Annotated in this window: 21 protein-coding genes, 1 tRNA gene and 2 other annotated features (1 of these 24 cut by a window edge); all 22 genes read left to right on the plus strand. The window is 37.5% G+C overall.

Annotation, left to right across the window (positions count from 1 at the left end):
* Positions 1-40 (plus strand) — a binding site (T-box leader) (it extends 154 nt beyond the left edge of the window).
* A 55-nt stretch (positions 41-95) separates the two neighbouring features.
* The 22 genes from epsC (at position 96) to tuf (J2Z80_RS07250) (ending at position 21,493) form a co-directional block, all read left to right on the plus strand.
* A complete protein-coding gene (gene epsC / locus J2Z80_RS07145; protein ID WP_013296955.1) occupies positions 96-767 on the plus strand; it encodes a serine O-acetyltransferase EpsC in 672 nt (223 codons plus the stop codon).
* Positions 754-2,148 (plus strand): cysteine--tRNA ligase, encoded by a 1,395-nt coding sequence (cysS, locus tag J2Z80_RS07150; protein WP_209453791.1) that lies wholly within the window; start codon positions 754-756, stop codon positions 2,146-2,148. Before epsC ends, cysS begins: the two co-directional genes overlap by 14 nt.
* Complete coding sequence (locus J2Z80_RS07155) at positions 2,148-2,561, plus strand: Mini-ribonuclease 3 (protein WP_013296957.1); 414 nt, start codon at positions 2,148-2,150, stop codon at positions 2,559-2,561. The genes cysS and J2Z80_RS07155 overlap by 1 nt, the downstream gene beginning before the upstream one ends.
* A 14-nt stretch (positions 2,562-2,575) precedes the next feature.
* Positions 2,576-3,322, plus strand: a complete 747-nt coding sequence (gene rlmB, locus J2Z80_RS07160) for a 23S rRNA (guanosine(2251)-2'-O)-methyltransferase RlmB (protein ID WP_209453792.1) — start codon at positions 2,576-2,578, stop codon at positions 3,320-3,322.
* A gap of 4 nt (positions 3,323-3,326) precedes the next feature.
* Positions 3,327-3,821, plus strand: a complete 495-nt coding sequence (locus tag J2Z80_RS07165; protein WP_209453793.1) for an NYN domain-containing protein — start codon at positions 3,327-3,329, stop codon at positions 3,819-3,821.
* A gap of 79 nt (positions 3,822-3,900) precedes the next feature.
* Positions 3,901-4,545 carry an RNA polymerase sporulation sigma factor SigH gene (gene sigH, locus J2Z80_RS07170; protein WP_209453794.1) on the plus strand — a complete coding sequence of 215 codons (645 nt, stop codon included), beginning with the start codon at positions 3,901-3,903 and terminating at the stop codon, positions 4,543-4,545.
* Positions 4,546-4,602: 57 nt separating this feature from the next.
* Positions 4,603-4,678 (plus strand) — tRNA-Thr (locus J2Z80_RS07175).
* A gap of 72 nt (positions 4,679-4,750) precedes the next feature.
* Positions 4,751-5,953, plus strand: coding sequence for an elongation factor Tu (gene tuf, locus J2Z80_RS07180; RefSeq protein WP_015310881.1), 1,203 nt, complete (start codon positions 4,751-4,753; stop codon positions 5,951-5,953).
* A 113-nt stretch (positions 5,954-6,066) separates the two neighbouring features.
* Positions 6,067-6,216 carry a 50S ribosomal protein L33 gene (gene rpmG / locus J2Z80_RS07185; RefSeq protein WP_013296962.1) on the plus strand — a complete coding sequence of 50 codons (150 nt, stop codon included), beginning with the start codon at positions 6,067-6,069 and terminating at the stop codon, positions 6,214-6,216.
* A gap of 28 nt (positions 6,217-6,244) precedes the next feature.
* The gene (gene secE, locus J2Z80_RS07190; RefSeq protein ID WP_015310882.1) at positions 6,245-6,445 is read left to right on the plus strand and encodes a preprotein translocase subunit SecE; all 201 of its coding nucleotides are present in this window, start codon (positions 6,245-6,247) and stop codon (positions 6,443-6,445) included.
* A 30-nt stretch (positions 6,446-6,475) separates the two neighbouring features.
* Positions 6,476-7,003, plus strand: a complete 528-nt coding sequence (gene nusG / locus J2Z80_RS07195; RefSeq protein ID WP_013296964.1) for a transcription termination/antitermination protein NusG — start codon at positions 6,476-6,478, stop codon at positions 7,001-7,003.
* Between the two features lie 26 nt (positions 7,004-7,029).
* The gene (gene rplK / locus J2Z80_RS07200) at positions 7,030-7,455 is read left to right on the plus strand and encodes a 50S ribosomal protein L11 (RefSeq protein WP_013296965.1); all 426 of its coding nucleotides are present in this window, start codon (positions 7,030-7,032) and stop codon (positions 7,453-7,455) included.
* Positions 7,456-7,512: 57 nt separating this feature from the next.
* Positions 7,513-8,205: a 50S ribosomal protein L1 gene (gene rplA, locus J2Z80_RS07205; RefSeq protein WP_209453795.1), complete on the plus strand. Its 693-nt coding sequence runs from the start codon at positions 7,513-7,515 to the stop codon at positions 8,203-8,205.
* Between the two features lie 40 nt (positions 8,206-8,245).
* Positions 8,246-8,363 (plus strand) — a sequence feature (ribosomal protein L10 leader region).
* Between the two features lie 14 nt (positions 8,364-8,377).
* A complete protein-coding gene (gene rplJ / locus J2Z80_RS07210; RefSeq protein WP_015310885.1) occupies positions 8,378-8,902 on the plus strand; it encodes a 50S ribosomal protein L10 in 525 nt (174 codons plus the stop codon).
* Between the two features lie 28 nt (positions 8,903-8,930).
* The gene (gene rplL, locus J2Z80_RS07215; protein ID WP_015310886.1) at positions 8,931-9,305 is read left to right on the plus strand and encodes a 50S ribosomal protein L7/L12; all 375 of its coding nucleotides are present in this window, start codon (positions 8,931-8,933) and stop codon (positions 9,303-9,305) included.
* A gap of 287 nt (positions 9,306-9,592) precedes the next feature.
* Positions 9,593-13,306, plus strand: a complete 3,714-nt coding sequence (rpoB, locus tag J2Z80_RS07220; protein ID WP_209453796.1) for a DNA-directed RNA polymerase subunit beta — start codon at positions 9,593-9,595, stop codon at positions 13,304-13,306.
* 26 nt (positions 13,307-13,332) lie between these two features.
* Positions 13,333-16,887 (plus strand): DNA-directed RNA polymerase subunit beta', encoded by a 3,555-nt coding sequence (gene rpoC / locus J2Z80_RS07225; RefSeq protein WP_209453797.1) that lies wholly within the window; start codon positions 13,333-13,335, stop codon positions 16,885-16,887.
* Positions 16,888-16,973: 86 nt separating this feature from the next.
* Complete coding sequence (locus J2Z80_RS07230) at positions 16,974-17,219, plus strand: ribosomal L7Ae/L30e/S12e/Gadd45 family protein (protein ID WP_209453798.1); 246 nt, start codon at positions 16,974-16,976, stop codon at positions 17,217-17,219.
* A gap of 65 nt (positions 17,220-17,284) precedes the next feature.
* Positions 17,285-17,656: a 30S ribosomal protein S12 gene (rpsL, locus tag J2Z80_RS07235; RefSeq protein WP_013296972.1), complete on the plus strand. Its 372-nt coding sequence runs from the start codon at positions 17,285-17,287 to the stop codon at positions 17,654-17,656.
* 15 nt (positions 17,657-17,671) lie between these two features.
* Positions 17,672-18,142 carry a 30S ribosomal protein S7 gene (gene rpsG / locus J2Z80_RS07240; protein WP_209453799.1) on the plus strand — a complete coding sequence of 157 codons (471 nt, stop codon included), beginning with the start codon at positions 17,672-17,674 and terminating at the stop codon, positions 18,140-18,142.
* A 48-nt stretch (positions 18,143-18,190) separates the two neighbouring features.
* Complete coding sequence (gene fusA, locus J2Z80_RS07245) at positions 18,191-20,260, plus strand: elongation factor G (protein ID WP_209453800.1); 2,070 nt, start codon at positions 18,191-18,193, stop codon at positions 20,258-20,260.
* A 30-nt stretch (positions 20,261-20,290) separates the two neighbouring features.
* Positions 20,291-21,493: an elongation factor Tu gene (tuf, locus tag J2Z80_RS07250; protein WP_209453801.1), complete on the plus strand. Its 1,203-nt coding sequence runs from the start codon at positions 20,291-20,293 to the stop codon at positions 21,491-21,493.
* Positions 21,494-21,620: the final 127 nt, after the last annotated feature.

A 21,620-nucleotide genomic window follows, 5' to 3' on the forward strand; every position in this document is an offset into this window, starting at 1 on the left:
ACTCAATCAGAGTGGAACCGCGAGCCCCCTCGTCTCTGGATGATGGGGGATTTTTTTACCATTTATTTAATTTTTTCAAAGGGAGATTGATTTTAATGTTTAAAACATTGAAGGAGGATATAAAAGTAGTATTTGAAAGGGATCCTGCAGCCAAAAGCGTTTTGGAAGTGGTTTTATGCTATCCGGGATTTCATGCTATAATAATGCATAGAATCGCTCACTATTTATATAATAGGAAACTATTGTTATTATCAAGGCTTATATCGCAATTTAACAGATTTTTCACGGGAATTGAAATACATCCTGGCGCAAAAATAGGTAAGGGATTTTTCATAGACCATGGCATGGGGGTAGTGATAGGGGAGACTACAGAGATAGGTGATAATGTAACACTGTATCAGGGTGTTACACTGGGAGGTACTGGAAAAGATAAAGGGAAAAGGCACCCTACAATAGGGAACAATGTTGTAATAGGAAGTGGTGCTAAAGTTTTAGGTCCTATCAAAATAGGCGATAATACAAAAATAGGGGCAGGTGCTGTTGTACTGCACGACGTTCCGCCTAATTGCACTGTCGTAGGTGTTCCAGGACATTGCGTGAAAAAAGATAATATAAAGGTCAAGTCAGCTTCAAAATTAAATATTGACTTAGAGCACGGTAAGTTACCTGATCCTATAGAGGACGAAATCAGAAGTTTGAGAGCTAGGATAAAGAAACTGGAGTCTTATATGAATAACATGGAGGATGATAGAGATGAAGATATATAATACATTAACAAGAAAAAAAGAAGAGTTTGTTCCTTTGAATGATAATATTGTAAACATGTATGTATGTGGTCCAACTGTGTATAACTTTATACACATAGGAAACGCAAGAGCGTTTATCGTTTTTGATACGGTTAGAAGATACTTTGAATACAAAGGATATAAGGTGAACTATGTACAAAACTTTACTGACATAGATGATAAACTTATCAAAAGGTCACATGAAGAAAATACGACTGTCAAGGAATTGGCTGACAGATATATTGAGGAGTATTTTAAAGATGCGGATAGTCTTGGAATAAAAAGAGCTACGGTTCATCCAAGAGCTACCGAAAACATAGATGATATAATCAATTTTGTAAAAAAATTGATAGATAAGGGATTTGCTTACGTATTAAATGGCGATGTGTATTACGACACAACGAAGTTCAAAGAATATGGTAAGCTTTCGCATAAAAATATCGATGAACTAAAAGCAGGAGCGAGGATAGAAGTAAATGAGGATAAAAAAAATCCAACAGATTTTGTCCTTTGGAAAGCTGCTAAGGAAGGGGAACCTTCCTGGGATAGTCCATGGGGGAAGGGGAGACCTGGCTGGCACATTGAATGCTCTACAATGTCAACAAAGTATCTAGGGAAAACACTAGACATACATGCAGGAGGTCCTGATTTGATATTTCCTCACCATGAAAATGAGATAGCACAAAGTGAAGCTGCTAATGACGCGGAATTTGCAAGATTCTGGATGCATATTGGATATCTAAATATCAATAACGAAAAAATGTCAAAATCAAAAAATAACTTTTTTACTGTAAGGGATATAACAAGCCAATATGATCCGGAAGTATTGAGATTTTTCATGTTGACATCACATTACAGAAATCCTATAAATTTCAGTCATGACCTTCTAGAACAGTCAAAAAGTGGATTTTTAAGGTTAAGCAATACAGTTGACAATCTTAGACATCTTTTAGATGATGCTTTAGACAGGGAGTTAAGTGATGAGGAAAAAGCATATAAAGAGAAATATGATGAATATAAAAGAAGGTTCGAAGAAGCAATGGACGACGATTTTAATACTGCCGATGCAATTTCGGTTCTTTTTGAGATGGTGAGGGATATTAATACAAATATTGATGGAAATTCTCCTAAAGAATTGATAGAATATATATTAGATATATTTTTAAAATTGTCTTCTGTACTTGGTATATCATATAAAAAGCGTGAATTGCTTGATGATGAAATAAAGAAATTGATAGAAAAGCGAGAGGAAGCTAGAAAGGCGAAAAATTGGGCAGAAGCTGATAAAATAAGAGATGAGCTTAAAAAACAAGGGATAGCATTAGAAGATACTCCTAGTGGAGTAAGGTGGAAGAGGATTTAATGGATAGCTTTATTATAAAAAACAATAAAATACTTTCGAAACAAGAGGTTATGAGCTTATCTCCACTTATAATGGCTTTTATTGGCGATAGCGTTTATGATTTATTCATAAGAACGCACATCGCTGTTAAGGGAAATAGGCCTATAAATAAAATTCATAAAGAATGTGTACAATATGTTAAAGCATCATCTCAGTCTGAAATTTTAAAAAAGCTTTATGATATTTTTGACGAAGAAGAAAAGGACATAATAAGGAGAGGACGAAATGTAAAAAGTGCAACTATTCCAAAGCACGCCGGTATTGAAGAATACCGGCTGGCTACTGCATTTGAGGCACTATTAGGATATTTATATCTTTTAGGAAGATACGATAGGCTAGATGAAATACTTAACTGTGCATTAAATATAATATAAATGAGGGTTAGATTATGAAAGAAAATGAAAATATAATATACGGAAGAAATCCTGTTTTGGAAGCTATTAATAGCGGTCGTGAAATTGAAAAAATATATGTATCAAAAAATGCAAAGGGTAATATCTCTAAGATTATAAAAGCAGCAAGGGATAAAAATATAATCGTTTCTACGACAGATAATGGAACTTTGGATAAACTGTCTAATTATGGCAATCACCAAGGAATTGCAGCTTTATGTTCCTTATACAAGTATTATGAAATTGAAGACATACTTGAATACGCGGATAAAAGAGGTGAAAAGCCTTTTATTTTGCTATTGGATGGAATCACAGATACACATAATCTAGGTGCCATAATAAGGACTGCGGAAGCTTTTTCTGCTCATGGTATCATTATACCAAAGAGAAGATCCGCTGTTGTCAATAGTACAGTTGTAAAAACGTCAGCAGGTGCTACCGAATACATTAAAATAGCTAAAGTTTCTAATATAAACAATGCTATAAATAATCTTAAAAAGCAAGGGGTTTGGATTGTTGGAAGCAGTTTAGATGCAGACGTCGATTTTCAAAATGTCGATTATACTGTGCCTGTAGCAGTTGTAATAGGCAGCGAAGGAGGAGGAATGTCTGAGCTTACAAAAAAGAATTGTGATTATATAGCGAAAATACCCATGAGAGGGAATATAAATTCTTTAAATGCGTCGGTTGCGGCTTCTATTTTTATGTACGAGGTTGTAAGACAGAGGATGGGTAAGGCGTGATCTGATGTATATGGTGATTGATGGTTACAATATAATAAACAATTGGCAAGATTTAAAGCTTGAAGCTAAAAGCAGTCTTGAAGATGCTAGGCAGAAATTGATAGATATACTTTTAAATTTTAGAGGGTATACAGGATTTAACATAATATTGGTTTTTGATGCAATGTATGTAAAAGGAAGCCAGCAAAAGCATGAATATTATAGCGGGCTTGAAGTTGTATATACGAAGGAAGGTGAATCTGCCGATAGTTATATAGAAGGAATCATAAAAGATATAATAAAAAATGATAAGGTTGTTGTTGTAACTTCTGACTGGATTTTACAGCAAGTTGTTTTGGGTCAAGGGGCCATAAGAATGTCAGCTAGGGAATTATACGAAGAATTGAATAATTATTTGGAAAACAAGAAGAAATTATATGCAAAAGATGACAAAAAGGATAGTATTGAATCAAGGCTTTCTGAGGAAGTTATAAAAAAACTGCGGAAAATGGCTGAATGATAAAAAATATTCTTGACTATAATCTTTAATAAAAGTATAATTATTATGTGAACTTGGCCTATAAGCGGAGGCGATTTTTGTGAAACCGGGGGCACAAATAGATTTATACAATGTGTTTTCATCAATGGATGAAGGCGATGTCGTAGAAGAAGCCCAGAGGGGCAATGAAGCAGCATTGGAATTTATCATTGATAAGTACTATTCTTTTGTCAAAGCAAAGGCACGTTCCTACTTTTTGGTCGGCGCAGACAAAGAAGATATTGTGCAAGAAGGTATGATTGGGCTGTATAAGGCTATTCGCGATTTCAAAAGTGATAAACTTTCTTCATTTAAAGCGTTTGCGGAACTATGCATAACAAGACAGATGATAACTGCTATTAAGACTGCAACAAGGCAGAAACATATTCCTCTAAATTCTTACGTTTCTCTGAACAAGCCTATCTTTGAAGAAGAATCTGATAGAACTTTGATGGATGTTGTATCGAGTGAGTGTATATCTGATCCTGAAGAGCTAATAATAAACCGAGAGGAATACGTTAACATCGAAAACAAGATTGGAGAAATGTTAAGCGATCTTGAGTGGGAAGTGCTTATATCTTATCTTGACGGCAAATCGTATCAAGAAATTGCTGTTGAGCTTAGAAGACATGTAAAATCAATAGACAATGCCCTCCAGAGAGTCAAGAGGAAGCTTGAAAGGTATCTCGAGATGAGAAATAGTTAACTATTGACATTTTAAAGCTTTTATAGTAAAATTTAAAATCGATGCAAAATAGTGATTGCCCACGTAGCTCAGTCGGCAGAGCGTCGCCTTGGTAAGGCGGAGGTCACCGGTTCAATCCCGGTCATGGGCTCCAATTTTATTTTTTTATATTTAAAACAATAGAAACGCGTGGATGAGTTTATTAAAGTAGGAGGAAAAAAGAAAAATGGCGAAGCAAAAATTTGAAAGAAAGAAACCCCATGCAAACATAGGAACGATAGGGCACGTAGACCATGGCAAAACGACGTTAACATCAGCAATAACAATAGTATTGTCAAAGCAAGGAATGGCACAAGCCACAGCGTATGATGAAATAGACAAAGCACCAGAAGAGAAAGCAAGAGGAATAACAATAAACACAATGCACGTAGAATACGAGACAGAGAAAAGGCACTATGCGCATGTAGACTGTCCAGGGCACGCAGACTACGTAAAGAACATGATAACAGGAGCAGCGCAGATGGACGGAGCGATACTAGTAGTATCAGCAGCAGATGGTCCAATGCCGCAGACAAGAGAGCATATCCTGTTAGCAAGGCAGGTAGGAGTACCATACATTGTAGTATTTTTAAACAAAGCAGACATGGTAGATGACGAAGAATTAATCGAACTAGTAGAGATGGAAGTAAGAGAACTATTAAACGAATATGAATTCCCAGGAGACGACACACCGATAGTAGTAGGCTCAGCATTAAAAGCAATGGAATGCGGATGCGGACAAAGAGACTGTCAGTGGTGCGGCAAGATATGGGAATTAATGGATGTAGTTGACAGTTATATACCGACACCAGAAAGAGATGTAGACAAGCCATTCCTGATGCCAGTAGAAGATGTATTCACAATAACAGGAAGAGGGACAGTAGCAACAGGAAGAGTAGAGAGAGGCAAATTAAAAGTAGGAGACGAAGTAGAGATAATAGGCTTATCAGACGAAAGCAAGAAGACAGTAGTAACAGGAGTAGAGATGTTCAGGAAGACATTAGACGAAGCAGAAGCAGGAGATAACATAGGAGTACTGTTAAGAGGAGTAACAAGAGAGGAAGTAGAGAGAGGGCAAGTATTAGCGAAACCAGGTTCAGTAAAACCGCACACGAAATTTGAAGGACAAGTATACGTGTTAACAAAAGAAGAAGGCGGAAGACATACACCGTTCTTCAATGGATACAGACCACAGTTTTACTTCAGGACAACAGACGTAACAGGAGTAATAGAATTACCAGAGGGCGTAGAGATGGTAATGCCCGGAGACCATGTAACGATGACAATAGAATTAATAACACCGATAGCAATGGAAGAAGGATTAAAATTTGCTATAAGGGAAGGCGGACACACAGTAGGAGCCGGTGTTGTTTCCAAGATTCTGTCATAAAAAGGGCTGGGTATTTTACCTGGCTTTTTTTGAGTTTATACAATTAGATTGACATAAATTAATATTTATGATAAAGTTTTAAAAGTAGTTTTAAATTCCGGGAGGTGGAATTGTTGCGGGTTAAGATCACATTAGCTTGCACGGAATGTAAGCAAAGGAACTATAACACTACGAAAAATAAGAAAAATGATCCTGATAGGATAGAGCTTATGAAATACTGTAGGTTCTGCAGAAAACATACATTGCATAAAGAGACAAGGTAAAATACATGTTATAAAGGGATGTGATTCGATGGCTGCCGATGAAAGGAGAAAAGTCGGGAAGTTTTTTAGGGAAATAAAAGCCGAGATGAAAAAAGTTACGTGGCCAACAAGAAATGATTTACTGACATATACTGAAGTTGTACTAGTCGTTGTAATAGCATTTACTTTATTAATATTTCTTGCAGACTCGGCCTTTAGCTATCTACTGAAATTAATTATAAAAAGTTAAAGGAGGATGGGGTCAATCCCCAAATCGAAGATGTCTGAAACGAACTCAGCTAAATGGTATGTAGTCCATACCTATTCCGGATATGAGAATAAAGTTAAAGCGAATCTGGAAAAGTCTGTTGAAAATAGAAACCTTCAAAACTTAATACATCAGATTGTTGTTCCGACAGAAAAAGTGGTAGAAATTAAAGACGGCAAAAAGAAGTCTGTTGATAGAAAGGTATTTCCTGGATATGTACTTGTGAAGATGGTTATGAATGACGAATCATGGTATGTTGTCAGGAATACCAGAGGTGTAACTGGCTTCGTTGGGCCTGGCTCTAAGCCGGTACCACTTACTGAAGCGGAAGTCAGAAGTTTAGGCATTAAAGAAGCACAGACGTCAGTAGATATAAAAGTAGGCGATAGTGTTAGAGTTATTGCCGGACCACTTGAAAATTTCATCGGTGTTGTTGAAGAGATTTACCTTGACAGACAAAAGGCTAAAGTTTTAATTTCGATGTTTGGAAGAGAGACTCCAGTCGAATTTGACTTTGTCCAGATTCAAAAAATCCAATAAAATGACATAAATTAGGAGGTGTAAACATGGCTAAAAAAGTTGCTGCAGTGGTAAAGATACAGTTACCTGCAGGAAAGGCTACACCAGCTCCACCAGTAGGTACAGCACTTGGACCACATGGTGTCAACATAATGGGTTTCTGTAAAGAATTCAATGAAAGGACAGCTAAACAAGCTGGTTTGATCATTCCTGTAGTTATTACAATATATGCTGATAGATCATTTTCTTTCATCACAAAGACGCCGCCTGCGGCTGTGCTTTTAAAGAAAGCGGCTGGCATTGAAAGTGGTTCACCACAGCCAAATAAACAAAAAGTTGCAAAGATAACAAAAGATAAAGTCAGAGAAATAGCTGAACTAAAGATGAAAGATTTGAACGCATCAGATATTGAAGCTGCTATGAGAATGATAGCTGGTACTGCTAGAAGTATGGGTATTGAAATTGAGCAATAGATGTTTTTAGTGGGAGGATGAATGTCCGAAAAATACCACAAGGAGGTAAAAAATAGAATGAAACATGGGAAAAAATATTTAGATAGTGTTAAATTGATAGATTCTACAAGATTGTATGATGCAAATGAAGCTGTTGATTTAGTTTTAAAGACTGCTAAAGCAAAATTTGACGAAACTGTTGATTTGTCTGTAAGACTTGGCGTAGATCCGAGGCATGCTGATCAACAGGTTAGAGGAACTGTAATATTGCCTCATGGAACTGGTAAAACAGTTCGTGTTTTGGTTTTTGCAAAAGGTGATAAAGCGAAAGAAGCTGAGGCTGCTGGTGCAGAATATGTTGGTGCAGAGGAACTTGTTTCAAAGATACAAAATGAAAACTGGTTTGACTACGATGTTGTTATAGCTACACCAGATATGATGGGTGTTGTGGGTAGACTTGGTAAAGTTTTAGGACCAAAAGGTTTGATGCCAAACCCAAAAGCTGGTACTGTTACATTTGATATTGAGAAAGCAGTAAAAGATGTTAAAGCTGGTAAAATTGAGTACAGAGTAGATAAAAATTCAATAATACATGTGCCGATTGGGAAAGTATCTTTCGGACAAGAGAAATTAGTTGAAAATTTCAAAACGATAATGGATGCTATAATAAGATCTAAACCTGCAGCTGCAAAGGGACAATATTTAAGAAGTGTTGTTCTTTCCTCAACAATGGGACCAGGAATAAAGGTTAATCCACAAAGAATTTTATAAAAGCTGTTGACATAACAACACAATAATGATATACTCTTAAAGTAAAATTGAAAACTTACCGTAGACAGTAGGTGTGGCAACACGTAAATCCTACCGAGGTTTTTGATAAAGTTAAAAAGGATCCTCATGTCTACGGGGGATCCTTTTAATATTATGGACGGGAGGTGTAAGTTTGAGTACAGCTAGGGAAGCTAAGGAAAAAGTCGTTAGTGAATTTAAAGATAAACTGGGAAGAGCACAATCCGTCATATTTACTAGTTACAGTGGCTTGACAGTTGAGGACGATACCGCTTTAAGGAGAAAATTTAAAGAAGCGAATGCAGAGTATAAAGTCTACAAAAATACTTTGATGTGGCGTGCAGCGCAAGAATTGGGATATAACGACTTAAAGAAGTACTTAGAAGGACCAACATCGGTATCTTTTGGATACGATGATCCTGTTACACCTGCAAAAATTTTAGTTGAATTTTTAAAGAACAATAAAGGACTTGAATTAAAAGCAGGTATTGTTGATGGAAAGCTGGTAGGTCCAGAAGAAATTAAAGCATTATCAGAATTGCCATCAAAAGAAGAACTCATTGCAAAAGCACTTGGCAGCATGAAAGCTCCAATAAACAATCTTGTATATGTATTATCTGGTACATTAAGAAGTCTTGTAATAGCTTTAAATGCTGTTAAAGAGAAAAAAGAAGCATAATAAAAAATTTTAAATGGAGGTATTTGTAATGAATAAGGAAGAAATTTTAGAAGCTATAAAAGGTATGACAGTTTTAGAATTAGCTGATTTAGTAAAAGCTCTTGAAGAGGAATTTGGAGTATCTGCAGCAGCACCTGTTGCTGTAGCAGCAGCACCTGCAGCTGGCGCGGCAGCAGCACCGGCAGAAGAAAAGACAGAATTTGACGTTATACTAACAGATGTAGGTTCAGAAAAGATTAAGGTAATAAAAGTAGTTAGAGAAGTTACAAATCTTGGCTTGAAAGAGGCAAAAGACCTTGTTGAAGGTGCTCCAAAGCCAATTAAAGAAGGCGTAAGCAAGGATGAAGCAAATCAAATAAAGGCAAAATTCGAAGAAGTTGGAGCAAAAGTAGAAATAAAATAATTAAAAATAAAATTAGACTTAAGAAAAAAAGCATTCGAAAAGGATGCTTTTTTTCTTTCCAATGAATGTTTTCTTATTGACATGGTTTTGCTATTGTGGTAATATTATATATTGCATTAACAGTGTCATTTTATTACATAAAATGAAGTACGAAACAATAAAATTTTTATGAACATGTAAATAATAGAATATTTGTATGTATTCTGGCAAATAATAATTATGTCTTTCTGTAAATTATCCAAAAGCTTTCTCTTTTGGTTATTTTAAATTTATAAGGGGTGAAGTGGATGTTACATCCTGTTGATGCCGGCTATAAGAAGCGTATGAGCTTTGCAAGGATTGAAGAAGTCTTGGAAATGCCTAACCTTATTGAGGTGCAAAAAAATTCGTACAAGTGGTTTCTTGAAGAAGGTTTAAGGGAAGTTTTCCGAGATATTTCTCCAATTGAGAGCTTTACCGGCAATTTGTCTTTGGAATTTCTTGACTATAAGCTTGATGACAATCCTAAATACTCTGTAGAGGAGTGCAAAGATAGAGACACGACATATGCTGCACCTATGAAAGTAAAAGTAAGACTGACTAATCGGGATACAGGAGAAATCAAGGAATCGGAAGTTTTCATGGGTGATTTTCCTTTGATGACAGATAAAGGCACCTTCATAATAAATGGTGCAGAACGTGTTATTGTAAGCCAATTGGTGAGGTCGCCAGGCGTATATTACGAACAACAGTTTGATAAATTAGGGAAGAAACTCTTTTTTGCAACTGTTATCCCCAATAGAGGAGCTTGGCTTGAATACGAAGAAGATTCTAATGATATTTTTTCTGTAAGAATAGATAGGACAAGGAAAGTTCCAATTACTGTATTTTTAAGAGCGCTGGGCTATGGAACAGATGCTCAGATTCTCGATCTTTTTGGGGAAGATGAAAGGATAAAAGCTACACTTGACAAAGATACTACGAAATCTGAAGAAGAAGGCTTGCTTGAAGTCTATAAAAGATTGAGACCCGGTGAGCCTCCTACAGTTGACAGTGCTAAAAGCCTTTTGTATTCTTTGTTTTTTGATCCAAAAAGATATGATCTTGCTTATGTTGGACGCTATAAATTCAACAAAAAACTTGCATTAAGTTCTAGATTGACAAATCAAAAGGCAGCTACAAAGATTGTTAATCCTATAACAGGTGAAATTATAGTTGAAGAGGGGCAAAGAATATCAAGAGAGACGGCTAAAAAAATACAAGATTGTGGTATAAATGTAGTTGAAGTGCTAGTAGAAGGAAGACCAATAAAGGTTATTGGCAATAATACTGTTGATATTAACGAATACCCTCTTCCTTTTGACGTTTCTGATTTAAACATTAAGGAAAAAGTTCAATTAGGAGTTTTAAAAGAAATACTTAGTAATTTTACAAATGAGGATGAAATAAAAAATGAAATAAAACGCAGAATGGATGAATTGATACCTAAGCATATAACTAAAGATGATATAATTGCTTCTATAAATTACAATTTGAATCTTTCATTTGGAATAGGATTTGTAGATGATATTGATCACCTTGGAAATAGAAGGCTGAGATCTGTTGGTGAATTGCTTCAAAATCAGTTTAGAATTGGTCTATCAAGAATGGAAAGAGTAGTCAGAGAAAGAATGACAATACAGGATGTCAGTGAGATAACTGCTCAAAATTTGATAAACATAAGGCCCGTTGTTGCTGCAATTAAAGAGTTTTTTGGAAGTTCGCAGCTTTCGCAGTTTATGGATCAGACTAATCCCCTTGCAGAGCTGACACATAAAAGAAGATTGAGTGCATTAGGTCCAGGAGGACTGAGTCGTGAGAGAGCCGGAATGGAGGTTAGGGATGTTCATCATACACACTACAGCAGGATGTGTCCTATAGAAACGCCTGAAGGACCAAATATAGGACTTATAGGTTCCCTTGCTACATATGCACGGATAAACGAATATGGATTTATTGAGGCACCTTACAGAAAAGTGGACAAAGCTACAGGTAGAGTTCTCAATGAAATTGTCTATATGACTGCAGATGTAGAAGATGAATATGTAATAGCGCAGGCTGATGAACCCCTTGACGAGGAAAATAGATTTGTAAATGAGAGAGTTACAGTCCGCTCTAAAGATGATATTTTGTCAGTGCCCAGAGAAGAAGTGGATTTCATGGATGTTTCTCCGAAGCAGGTGGTTTCTGTTGCTACCGCTATGATTCCTTTTCTGGAAAATGACGATGCAAACAGAGCTTTGATGGGTTCAAACATGCAAAGACAGGCTGTTCCACTTCTTGTGCCACAGGCACCTATTGTTGGAACTGGTATCGAATATAAAGCTGCACGAGATTCTGGTGTTGTGAATATTGCAAGAAATAGCGGTGTAGTCGAGAGGGTAACTGCAGATAAAATAGTGATAAGAACAGATGACGGGAGACGTGACGAGTACGAGCTGCTTAAATTTAAGAGATCAAACCAGGGAACTTGCATAAACTGTAGACCAATAGTAAATGAAGGAGATCGAGTTGAAAAAGGACAGGTTATAAGCGATGGTCCTTCTACAGAATTGGGTGAAATTGCCCTTGGACGCAATGTGCTTGTTGGGTTCATGCCATGGGAAGGCTATAATTACGAAGACGCAATTTTAATTAGTGAAGAGCTTGTGAAAGATGATGCACTTACATCTATTCACATTGAAGAATATGAATCGGAAGCTAGGGATACAAAATTAGGGCCTGAAGAAATAACGAGGGATATACCAAATGTTGGTGAAGAGGCATTAAAAGACCTTGATGAACGTGGAATCATACGAATTGGTGCAGAAGTTACAGCAGGTGATATTCTCGTTGGAAAAGTAACACCAAAAGGTGAAACGGAACTTACCGCTGAAGAAAGACTTTTAAGGGCTATATTTGGAGAAAAAGCAAGGGAAGTAAGAGATACATCTTTAAGAGTTCCTCACGGTGAAGGCGGTATAGTTGTAGATGTCAAAGTGTACACGAGAGAAAATGGCGATGAGTTACCGCCAGGAGTAAATGAAATGGTTAGAGTCTTTATCGCTCAGAAAAGAAAAATATCTGTTGGTGATAAGATGGCAGGAAGACACGGTAACAAAGGTGTCGTCTCGAGAATTCTTCCTGTTGAGGATATGCCTTTCCTGCCTGATGGTACGCCACTTCAGATATGTTTGAATCCTCTTGGAGTTCCTTCTCGTATGAATATAGGTCAGGTACTGGAAGTCCACTTAGGTCTTGCAGCAAAAGCTTTAGGCTGGTATATGGCCACACCGGTTTTCGATGGAGCTCATGAGGAAGATATACAAGAGCTGCTTGAAAAAGCGGGGTTCTCACCGGATGGAAAAATTCAACTGTACGATGGAAGGACTGGTGAGCCATTTGACCATCCAGTTACGGTTGGATATATGTACATGTTGAAGTTACACCATCTTGTAGACGACAAAATGCATGCAAGATCTACAGGACCATACTCATTGGTTACACAGCAGCCGCTTGGCGGTAAAGCACAATTTGGCGGTCAGAGATTTGGTGAGATGGAAGTATGGGCACTTGAAGCATATGGTGCAGCACATACTTTACAAGAGATATTAACCGTCAAATCTGATGACATAACAGGCCGTGTAAAAACTTATGAATCTATAGTTAAAGGTGAAAATATACCAGAGCCTGGTGTTCCAGAATCGTTTAAGGTTTTGGTAAAGGAATTGCAAAGTCTTTGCCTTGATGTGAAAGTATTGACTGAAGATAATCAGGAAGTAGCATTAAAAGAATTTGAAGATGAAGATGACGATGATATTTCAGAAGATACAATAAATATAAATATTGAGGGAAGAGAAGATGCACCAACAGAAGTAAATTATGGTGAAGAGTTTAATGAAGATTACGATGAAGATAAAGACAGCTTGGATGATTTAAACTTTGAACCTAGTGACATTGATTTTGGTGACAGTGACAGCTTCGATGATGATTATGATATATAAAATAATTATGAAGGGAGCGAAACTCCTTGTTTGAGCTTAAAAATTTCGATTCAATGAAAATAGGACTGGCTTCACCTGAAAAGATTAGAGAATGGTCAAGAGGTGAAGTAAAAAAACCTGAAACTATAAACTACAGGACATTAAAACCAGAGAGGGAAGGACTATTTTGCGAAAAAATATTTGGACCTACTAAAGATTGGGAATGCCACTGTGGGAAATATAAAAGAGTAAGGTACAAAGGTGTCATATGCGACAGATGTGGTGTCGAAGTAACGAGATCAAAAGTTAGGCGTGAAAGGATGGGGCATATTGAGCTTGCTGCTCCTGTTTCCCATATTTGGTATTTCAAAGGAATACCTAGCCGTATGGGATTAATACTTGACATGTCCCCAAGAGCACTTGAAAAAGTTTTGTACTTTGCATCATACGTTGTAATTGATCCCGGTGAAACAAATTTATCTAAGAAACAGTTGTTAAGTGAGAAGGAATACCGGGAATACCTTGATAAATATGGAAATAAGTTTAAAGCCGGCATGGGTGCCGAGTCTATCAAAGAGCTTTTGCAGGAAATAGACCTTGAGAAGTTATCCAAAGAATTAAAAGCAGAAATAAGAGAGTCAACTGGTCAAAAGCGAGTTAGAGCTATAAGAAGATTAGAAGTTGTGCAGGCATTTTTGGATTCTGGGAATAAACCTGAGTGGATGATATTAGACGTTATACCTGTTATACCACCTGATTTAAGACCAATGGTTCAGCTAGATGGTGGACGATTTGCAACATCAGATCTAAATGATCTCTATAGAAGAGTTATAAATAGGAACAATAGATTGAAAAGGCTTCTTGACCTAGGTGCTCCAGATATTATAGTTAGAAATGAAAAAAGAATGCTTCAGGAAGCTGTAGATGCACTGATAGACAATGGCAGAAGAGGAAGACCTGTAACAGGCCCTGGCAATAGGCCACTTAAGTCATTGTCAGACATGCTAAAGGGAAAACAAGGAAGATTTAGGCAAAACCTCTTAGGTAAGAGGGTTGACTATTCTGGACGTTCTGTTATTGTGGTAGGGCCAGAGCTTAAGCTTTATCAATGTGGTCTTCCTAAAGAAATGGCTCTTGAACTTTTTAAACCATTTGTCATGAAAAGGCTTGTTGATGAAGGAATTGCACAGCATATAAAAAGTGCAAAAAGAATGGTTGAGAAAGTCCGCCCAGAAGTGTGGGACGTTTTAGAAGATGTCATAAAGGAACACCCTGTACTTCTAAACAGAGCACCTACACTGCATCGTTTGGGTATTCAGGCATTTGAGCCTGTATTAGTGGAAGGCAGAGCCATAAAGTTGCATCCATTGGTATGTACGGCTTATAATGCTGACTTCGATGGAGACCAGATGGCTGTCCACGTCCCGTTGACTGTTGAGGCACAAGCAGAGGCAAGATTTTTGATGTTGGCTGCTAACAACATATTAAAGCCTCAGGATGGAAAACCTGTTATGACACCTACACAGGATATGGTTCTTGGATGTTACTATTTAACAGGTGATGAAGACGGCGTCTTAGGCGAAGGCAGAATATTTAAAGATTATGAAGAAGCATTGATGGCATATCAATTAGGACAAATAAACATCCATGCTAAGATAAAAGTAAGGATGAAAAGAGAAGTCAATGGCGAGATTAAGTCCAAAATCATAGAGACTACCATAGGAAAGCTTATATTTAATTCAGCCATCCCTCAAGACTTAGGATTTGTAGACAGGACAAATCCCGATACCATGTTTGATCTTGAAATATCAACACTTGTTGACAAATCAAAATTAGGAAAGATATTAGATAGAGTGTACAGGGTACATGGGCCAACAAAAACAGCCGAGACACTAGATAAAATTAAAGCATTAGGTTATAAATATTCTACAAAGGCTGCATTAACTGTTAGCGTATCTGATATGGTTATACCTGAAGAGAAAAAGACTCTCTTAAATGAAGCAGATGAGGCAGTGAAGAAGATAGATGCCCAGTTCAGGCGTGGTCTTATTTCTGAGGAAGAAAGATATGAAAGCGTAATTAGAACTTGGAATATGACAACAGAAAAAGTAAGTGATGCCCTTATGGCAAATCTTGATAGGTTCAATCCAATATTTATGATGGCCCATTCAGGAGCTAGAGGTAGTAAAAACCAAATAAAGCAGTTAGCAGGCATGAGAGGATTGATGGCTAATCCTGCAGGTAGAATAATTGAGCTTCCTATAAGATCCAACTTCAGAGAAGGACTTAATGTTTTGGAATTCTTCATTTCTACACACGGTGCTAGAAAGGGCTTGGCAGATACGGCTTTGAGAACTGCTGACTCAGGTTACTTGACCCGTAGACTTGTAGATGTAAGCCAAGATGTGATTATAAGAGAAGATGATTGCGGAACAGATGAAGGAATTTATGTAAGCGAGATTAAAGAAGGCAATGAAGTAATAGAAAAGCTTGCTGACAGATTAAGTGGAAGGGTATCGTTAGAAGATATAAAAGATCCTAATACTGGCCAAATAATAGTAAAGAAAAATACGATGATTTCTGAAGAAGATGCAGAGAAGATTGAAGAATTAGGCATCAAAAAGGTTAAAATAAGATCGCTCCTCACATGTAAATCAAAACATGGCGTTTGCAGGATGTGCTATGGAAGGAACTTGGCTACTGGCTCACAAGTTGAAATTGGCGAGGCTGTCGGCATAATCGCAGCACAAGCAATAGGAGAACCTGGTACACAGCTTACAATGAGAACATTCCATACAGGTGGTGTTGCTGGTGCTGATATTACACAAGGTTTGCCTAGGGTAGAAGAGCTATTTGAAGCGAGAAAGCCAAAAGGATTAGCTGTGATTTCTGAAATACCAGGTGTTGTGAAGATAAATGAGACGAAAAAGAAGAGGGAAGTCGTAATAACAGATAATGAAAATAATATTTCAAAGACATACCTTATACCATACGGTTCAAGACTTAAAGTTCAAGATGGACAGTACATTGAAGCAGGTGATGAGCTTACAGAAGGGTCTGTAAATCCGCATGATATTTTGAAGATAAAAGGATTGTTTGCAGTTCAGACGTATTTGCTACAAGAAGTTCAAAAAGTGTACAGATTACAAGGTGTTGAAATAAATGACAAGCATATTGAAGTTATAATCAGACAGATGATGAGGAAAATTAAAGTAGAGGATTCTGGAGATACATCAATGATGCCTGGTGAGCTTGTTGATATGTTTGTCTTTGAAGAAGAAAACAGGAAGGTTCAAGAAAAGGGATTGAGGCCGGCTTCTGGTAGCAGGGCACTTTTGGGTATTACAAAAGCTGCACTGGCAACAGATTCATTCTTATCTGCCGCATCTTTCCAAGAGACTACAAGAGTTTTAACTGATGCAGCCATAAAAGGAAAGGTTGATCCTTTAATAGGCCTTAAGGAAAATGTCATCATTGGTAAATTGATTCCTGCAGGTACTGGACTTTCACGGTATAGAAACATAGTTGTTAAGACTGCAGGTGAGTCAGACAACCTTGGAAGTAATGCTGAAAGTGATAATGTAGAAGTTAATGCAAAATAATATCTATTATTGACAGAGTTTCACCTTAATGATAAAATATTTAAGTGTGTTAAAAACTACTTCCAAGTAGGGAGGAGAAGAACTTAATGGGTTCAAGTAAAAGTAGTTCTTCTAGAATGGTAATAGGGGCGAAGCAGACATTTAAAGCTGTAACGAATGATAAAGCTGCTAAGGTATATGTTGCTCGGGATGCTGAAGAACACGTTACGAAAAAAATTATTGATGCTTGTAATTCAAAATCTATCGATATAGTTTATATAGACACAATGAAAGAACTAGGAGACATGTGTGGTATTGATGTAGGAGCAGCGACTGCTGCTGAGTTGAAGTGAAAAATAATTAGATTTATCCCCTGCATAGGGGATAAATCTTCTAAATATTGGAAGGAGGTGTAAGGATGCCGACAATTAATCAGTTAGTAAGAGAAGGAAGAAAAAAGGTTAAATATAAATCTACATCCCCAGCGTTAAAAGGTAATCCTCAAAAGAGGGGTGTTTGCACAGTTGTTAAGACAACAACGCCAAAGAAGCCTAACTCAGCATTAAGGAAAATAGCCAGAGTAAGACTTGTAAATAATACTGAAGTCACTGCATATATCCCGGGTATAGGACATAATTTGCAGGAGCACTCTGTTGTTCTTATTAGAGGTGGAAGAGTAAAAGATTTACCTGGTGTTAGATATAAGATTATAAGAGGAACGCTTGATGCAGCTGGTGTTGCTAATAGAAAACAAGCTCGCTCACAATATGGTGCGAAAAAACCTAAATGATAGGAGGGATAGCGAATGCCTAGAAAGGGCTATGTAGCAAAACGCGATGTTCTACCAGATCCAGTTTATAATAGTAAAAAAGTCACAAAACTGATAAATAAAATAATGTACAGTGGCAAAAGAGGTATAGCTCAAAAGATATGCTACGGTGCATTTGACATAATAAAAGAAAAAACTGGTAGAGATCCACTGGAAGTTTTTGAAGAAGCATTAAATAATGTTATGCCTGTGCTAGAAGTAAAGCCAAGGCGTGTTGGTGGTGCTACTTACCAAGTACCTGTCGAGGTCAGACCTGAGAGAAGACAGACACTTGGTATAAGGTGGATCATAGATTTTGCAAGAAAGAGAAGCGGAAGGACAATGATGGAAAAATTAGCGGCGGAAATTATGGATGCTGCAAATAATACAGGTGCTAGTGTTAAGAAGAGAGAAGATACACATAAAATGGCTGAAGCCAATAAAGCATTTGCACATTACAGATGGTAATAAGGATTATGGTAGTGTGTATTATATGGGCAGGAAAGGAGGATATAAATGCCTAGAGATTTTAGCTTAGATAAAGTTAGGAACATTGGAATAATGGCGCATATAGATGCTGGCAAAACTACAACTACCGAAAGAATACTATTTTATACAGGGAAAGTCCATAAGATAGGTGAAGTACACGAAGGTAATGCAACAATGGACTGGATGGAGCAGGAGCAGGAGAGAGGTATTACAATAACTTCTGCTGCTACAACATGCTATTGGAAAGATCACAAGATTAATATTATAGATACGCCGGGACACGTGGACTTTACAGTTGAGGTAGAGCGCTCTTTAAGAGTGTTAGATGGAGCGGTTGCAGTATTCTGCGCAAAAGGTGGTGTTGAACCACAATCAGAGACAGTTTGGAGACAGGCAGATAAGTACAGAGTACCAAGGCTAGCATATGTCAACAAGATGGACATAATGGGAGCGGACTTTTTTAATGTTATTAAGATGATGAAAGAAAGGTTAAACGCAAATCCCGTTGCGATACAGCTTCCTATTGGAAAAGAAGATACATTTGTGGGGATTATAGATCTAATAAAGATGGATGCGATTATATATGAAGATGACTTAGGAACTGTATCAGAAGAAGTTGAAATTCCAGAAGATATGAGGGATTTAGCTCAGGAGTATAGAGAAAAACTTTTAGAAGCTGTTTCAGAGCAAGATGAAGTATTGATGGAGAAATACTTAGAAGGCGAAGAGATAACTGAAGAAGAGATACACGCAGCATTGAGAAAGGGAACCCTTAATAATGAGCTTGTGTGTGTTACTTGCGGTTCCTCATATAAAAACAAAGGTGTACAGCCGATGTTAGACGCTGTTGTAAGGTATCTACCATCTCCTATCGATATTCCTGCTGTAAAAGGAATGAAGCTTAATAGTGATGAGGAGATAGAGAGAAAAGCAGATGACAATGAACCATTCTCGGCACTTGCTTTTAAGATAATGGCTGATCCTTACGTTGGAAAACTTGCGTTTTTTAGGGTATATTCAGGAACTTTGGAATCAGGTTCATACGTATTGAATTCTACAAAAGGAAAAAAAGAAAGAATAGGAAGAATCCTTCAGATGCACGCTAATCATAGAAAAGAGATAGACAAAGTTTATACAGGTGATATAGCAGCAGCAGTTGGATTAAAAGATACGACAACAGGTGATACGCTGTGCGATGAAAATCAACCTATTCTTTTAGAGTCGATGGAATTCCCTGAACCTGTTATAAGAGTTGCAATAGAGCCAAAAACTAAAGCTGCACAGGATAAAATGGCTGTAGCACTTCAGAAACTTGCAGAAGAAGATCCGACATTTAAAACATATACAGATCAAGAGACAGGACAGACAATTATAGCAGGCATGGGCGAACTGCATTTGGAAATCATTGTTGATAGAATGAAAAGAGAATTCAATGTAGAATGCAATGTTGGCAAACCGCAAGTTGCTTATAAAGAGACGATAACAAAGCCTGTACGTATCGAAGGCAAGTTTATAAGACAGTCAGGTGGACGTGGTCAATATGGACATGTATGGCTTGAAATGGAACCTTTGGAGAGAGGTCAAGGATATCAATTTGAGAATAAAATCGTTGGCGGTGTTATACCGAAGGAGTATATACCTGCAGTTGATGCCGGCGTACAGGAAGCGATGGAGAATGGCATCCTTGGTGGTTATGAAGTCGTGGACGTAAAAGTTTCTTTAGTGGATGGTTCTTACCACGAAGTTGACTCATCGGATATGGCGTTTAAGATTGCAGGCTCAATGGCTTTCAAAGAAGGTATGAAAAAAGGCGGAGCTGTACTTTTAGAGCCTATAATGGAAGTTGAAGTTGTTGTGCCAGAGGAATATATGGGCGATGTAATGGGTGACATAAATTCAAGACGTGGTAGAATTGAAGGCATGATGGATAGAGCTGGTGCAAAAGTCATAAGAGGCATGGTTCCGCTAGCAGAAATGTTTGGTTATGCTACAGACCTTCGTTCAAAAACACAAGGAAGAGGCACATATACTATGCAGTTTAGTCACTATGAAGAGGTGCCTAAAAATATTGCTGATCAAATATTAGCGAAAAAGTAAAAAATAAATTAATGTAAGGAGGAAAAAGAAATGGCGAAGCAAAAATTTGAAAGAAAGAAACCCCATGCAAACATAGGGACAATAGGGCACGTAGACCATGGCAAAACGACGTTAACATCAGCGATAACAATAGTATTATCAAAACAAGGAATGGCACAAGCGACAGCATATGACGAAATAGACAAAGCACCAGAAGAGAAAGCAAGAGGAATAACAATAAACACAATGCACGTAGAATACGAGACAGAGAAAAGGCACTATGCGCATGTAGACTGTCCAGGACACGCAGACTATGTAAAGAACATGATAACAGGAGCAGCGCAGATGGACGGAGCGATACTAGTAGTATCAGCAGCAGACGGTCCAATGCCACAGACAAGAGAGCACATCCTGTTAGCGAGACAGGTAGGAGTACCGTACATCGTAGTATTCTTAAACAAATCAGACATGGTAGATGACGAAGAATTAATAGAGCTAGTAGAGATGGAAGTAAGAGAACTGTTAAACGAATATGAGTTCCCAGGAGATGACACACCGATAGTAGTAGGATCAGCATTAAAAGCAATGGAATGCGGATGCGGACAAAGAGACTGTCAGTGGTGCGGGAAGATATGGGAATTAATGGATATAGTAGACAGTTATATACCGACACCAGAAAGAGATGTAGATAAGCCGTTCCTGATGCCAGTAGAAGATGTATTTACGATAACAGGAAGAGGGACAGTAGCGACAGGAAGAGTAGAGAGAGGGAAGTTAAAAGTAGGAGACGAAGTAGAGATAATAGGCTTATCAGATGAAAGCAAGAAGACAGTAGTAACAGGATTAGAGATGTTCAGGAAGACATTAGACGAAGCAGAAGCAGGAGACAACATAGGAGTATTATTAAGAGGAGTAACGAGAGAAGAAGTAGAAAGAGGACAAGTATTAGCGAAACCAGGATCAGTAAAACCGCACACGAAATTTGAAGGACAAGTATACGTGTTAACAAAAGAAGAAGGTGGAAGACATACACCATTCTTCAATGGATACAGGCCACAGTTCTACTTCAGGACAACAGACGTAACAGGAGTAATAGAATTACCAGAGGGCGTAGAGATGGTAATGCCCGGAGACCATGTAACGATGACAATAGAATTAATAACACCGATAGCGATGGAAGAAGGGTTAAAATTTGCTATAAGGGAAGGCGGACACACAGTAGGAGCCGGTGTTGTTTCCAAGATTCTTGCTTAATAAAAATGTGCTAATAGCTTAAGCTATTAGCACATAACTATTGTTTTGTCAAGACTTGAAATAATGCGGTCTTTAAGTTAAACTAATAAAGTTGAACGAGATTCTTATTAAAACTGAAAACACACGG

The sequence above is a fragment of the Thermoanaerobacterium butyriciformans genome, assembly GCF_017874545.1.
GTDB lineage: Bacteria > Bacillota > Thermoanaerobacteria > Thermoanaerobacterales > Thermoanaerobacteraceae > Thermoanaerobacterium > Thermoanaerobacterium butyriciformans.

Coding starts and splice junctions, on each gene's coding strand:
- epsC (WP_013296955.1), top strand. CDS start 96: ATGTTTAAAACATTGAAGGAGGATATAAAAGTAGTATTTGAAAGGGAT.
- cysS (WP_209453791.1), top strand. CDS start 754: ATGAAGATATATAATACATTAACAAGAAAAAAAGAAGAGTTTGTTCCT.
- J2Z80_RS07155 (WP_013296957.1), top strand. CDS start 2,148: ATGGATAGCTTTATTATAAAAAACAATAAAATACTTTCGAAACAAGAG.
- rlmB (WP_209453792.1), top strand. CDS start 2,576: ATGAAAGAAAATGAAAATATAATATACGGAAGAAATCCTGTTTTGGAA.
- J2Z80_RS07165 (WP_209453793.1), top strand. CDS start 3,327: ATGTATATGGTGATTGATGGTTACAATATAATAAACAATTGGCAAGAT.
- tuf (WP_015310881.1), top strand. CDS start 4,751: ATGGCGAAGCAAAAATTTGAAAGAAAGAAACCCCATGCAAACATAGGA.
- secE (WP_015310882.1), top strand. CDS start 6,245: ATGGCTGCCGATGAAAGGAGAAAAGTCGGGAAGTTTTTTAGGGAAATA.
- nusG (WP_013296964.1), top strand. CDS start 6,476: ATGTCTGAAACGAACTCAGCTAAATGGTATGTAGTCCATACCTATTCC.
- rplK (WP_013296965.1), top strand. CDS start 7,030: ATGGCTAAAAAAGTTGCTGCAGTGGTAAAGATACAGTTACCTGCAGGA.
- rplA (WP_209453795.1), top strand. CDS start 7,513: ATGAAACATGGGAAAAAATATTTAGATAGTGTTAAATTGATAGATTCT.
- rplL (WP_015310886.1), top strand. CDS start 8,931: ATGAATAAGGAAGAAATTTTAGAAGCTATAAAAGGTATGACAGTTTTA.
- rpoB (WP_209453796.1), top strand. CDS start 9,593: ATGTTACATCCTGTTGATGCCGGCTATAAGAAGCGTATGAGCTTTGCA.
- J2Z80_RS07230 (WP_209453798.1), top strand. CDS start 16,974: ATGGGTTCAAGTAAAAGTAGTTCTTCTAGAATGGTAATAGGGGCGAAG.
- rpsL (WP_013296972.1), top strand. CDS start 17,285: ATGCCGACAATTAATCAGTTAGTAAGAGAAGGAAGAAAAAAGGTTAAA.
- rpsG (WP_209453799.1), top strand. CDS start 17,672: ATGCCTAGAAAGGGCTATGTAGCAAAACGCGATGTTCTACCAGATCCA.
- fusA (WP_209453800.1), top strand. CDS start 18,191: ATGCCTAGAGATTTTAGCTTAGATAAAGTTAGGAACATTGGAATAATG.
- tuf (WP_209453801.1), top strand. CDS start 20,291: ATGGCGAAGCAAAAATTTGAAAGAAAGAAACCCCATGCAAACATAGGG.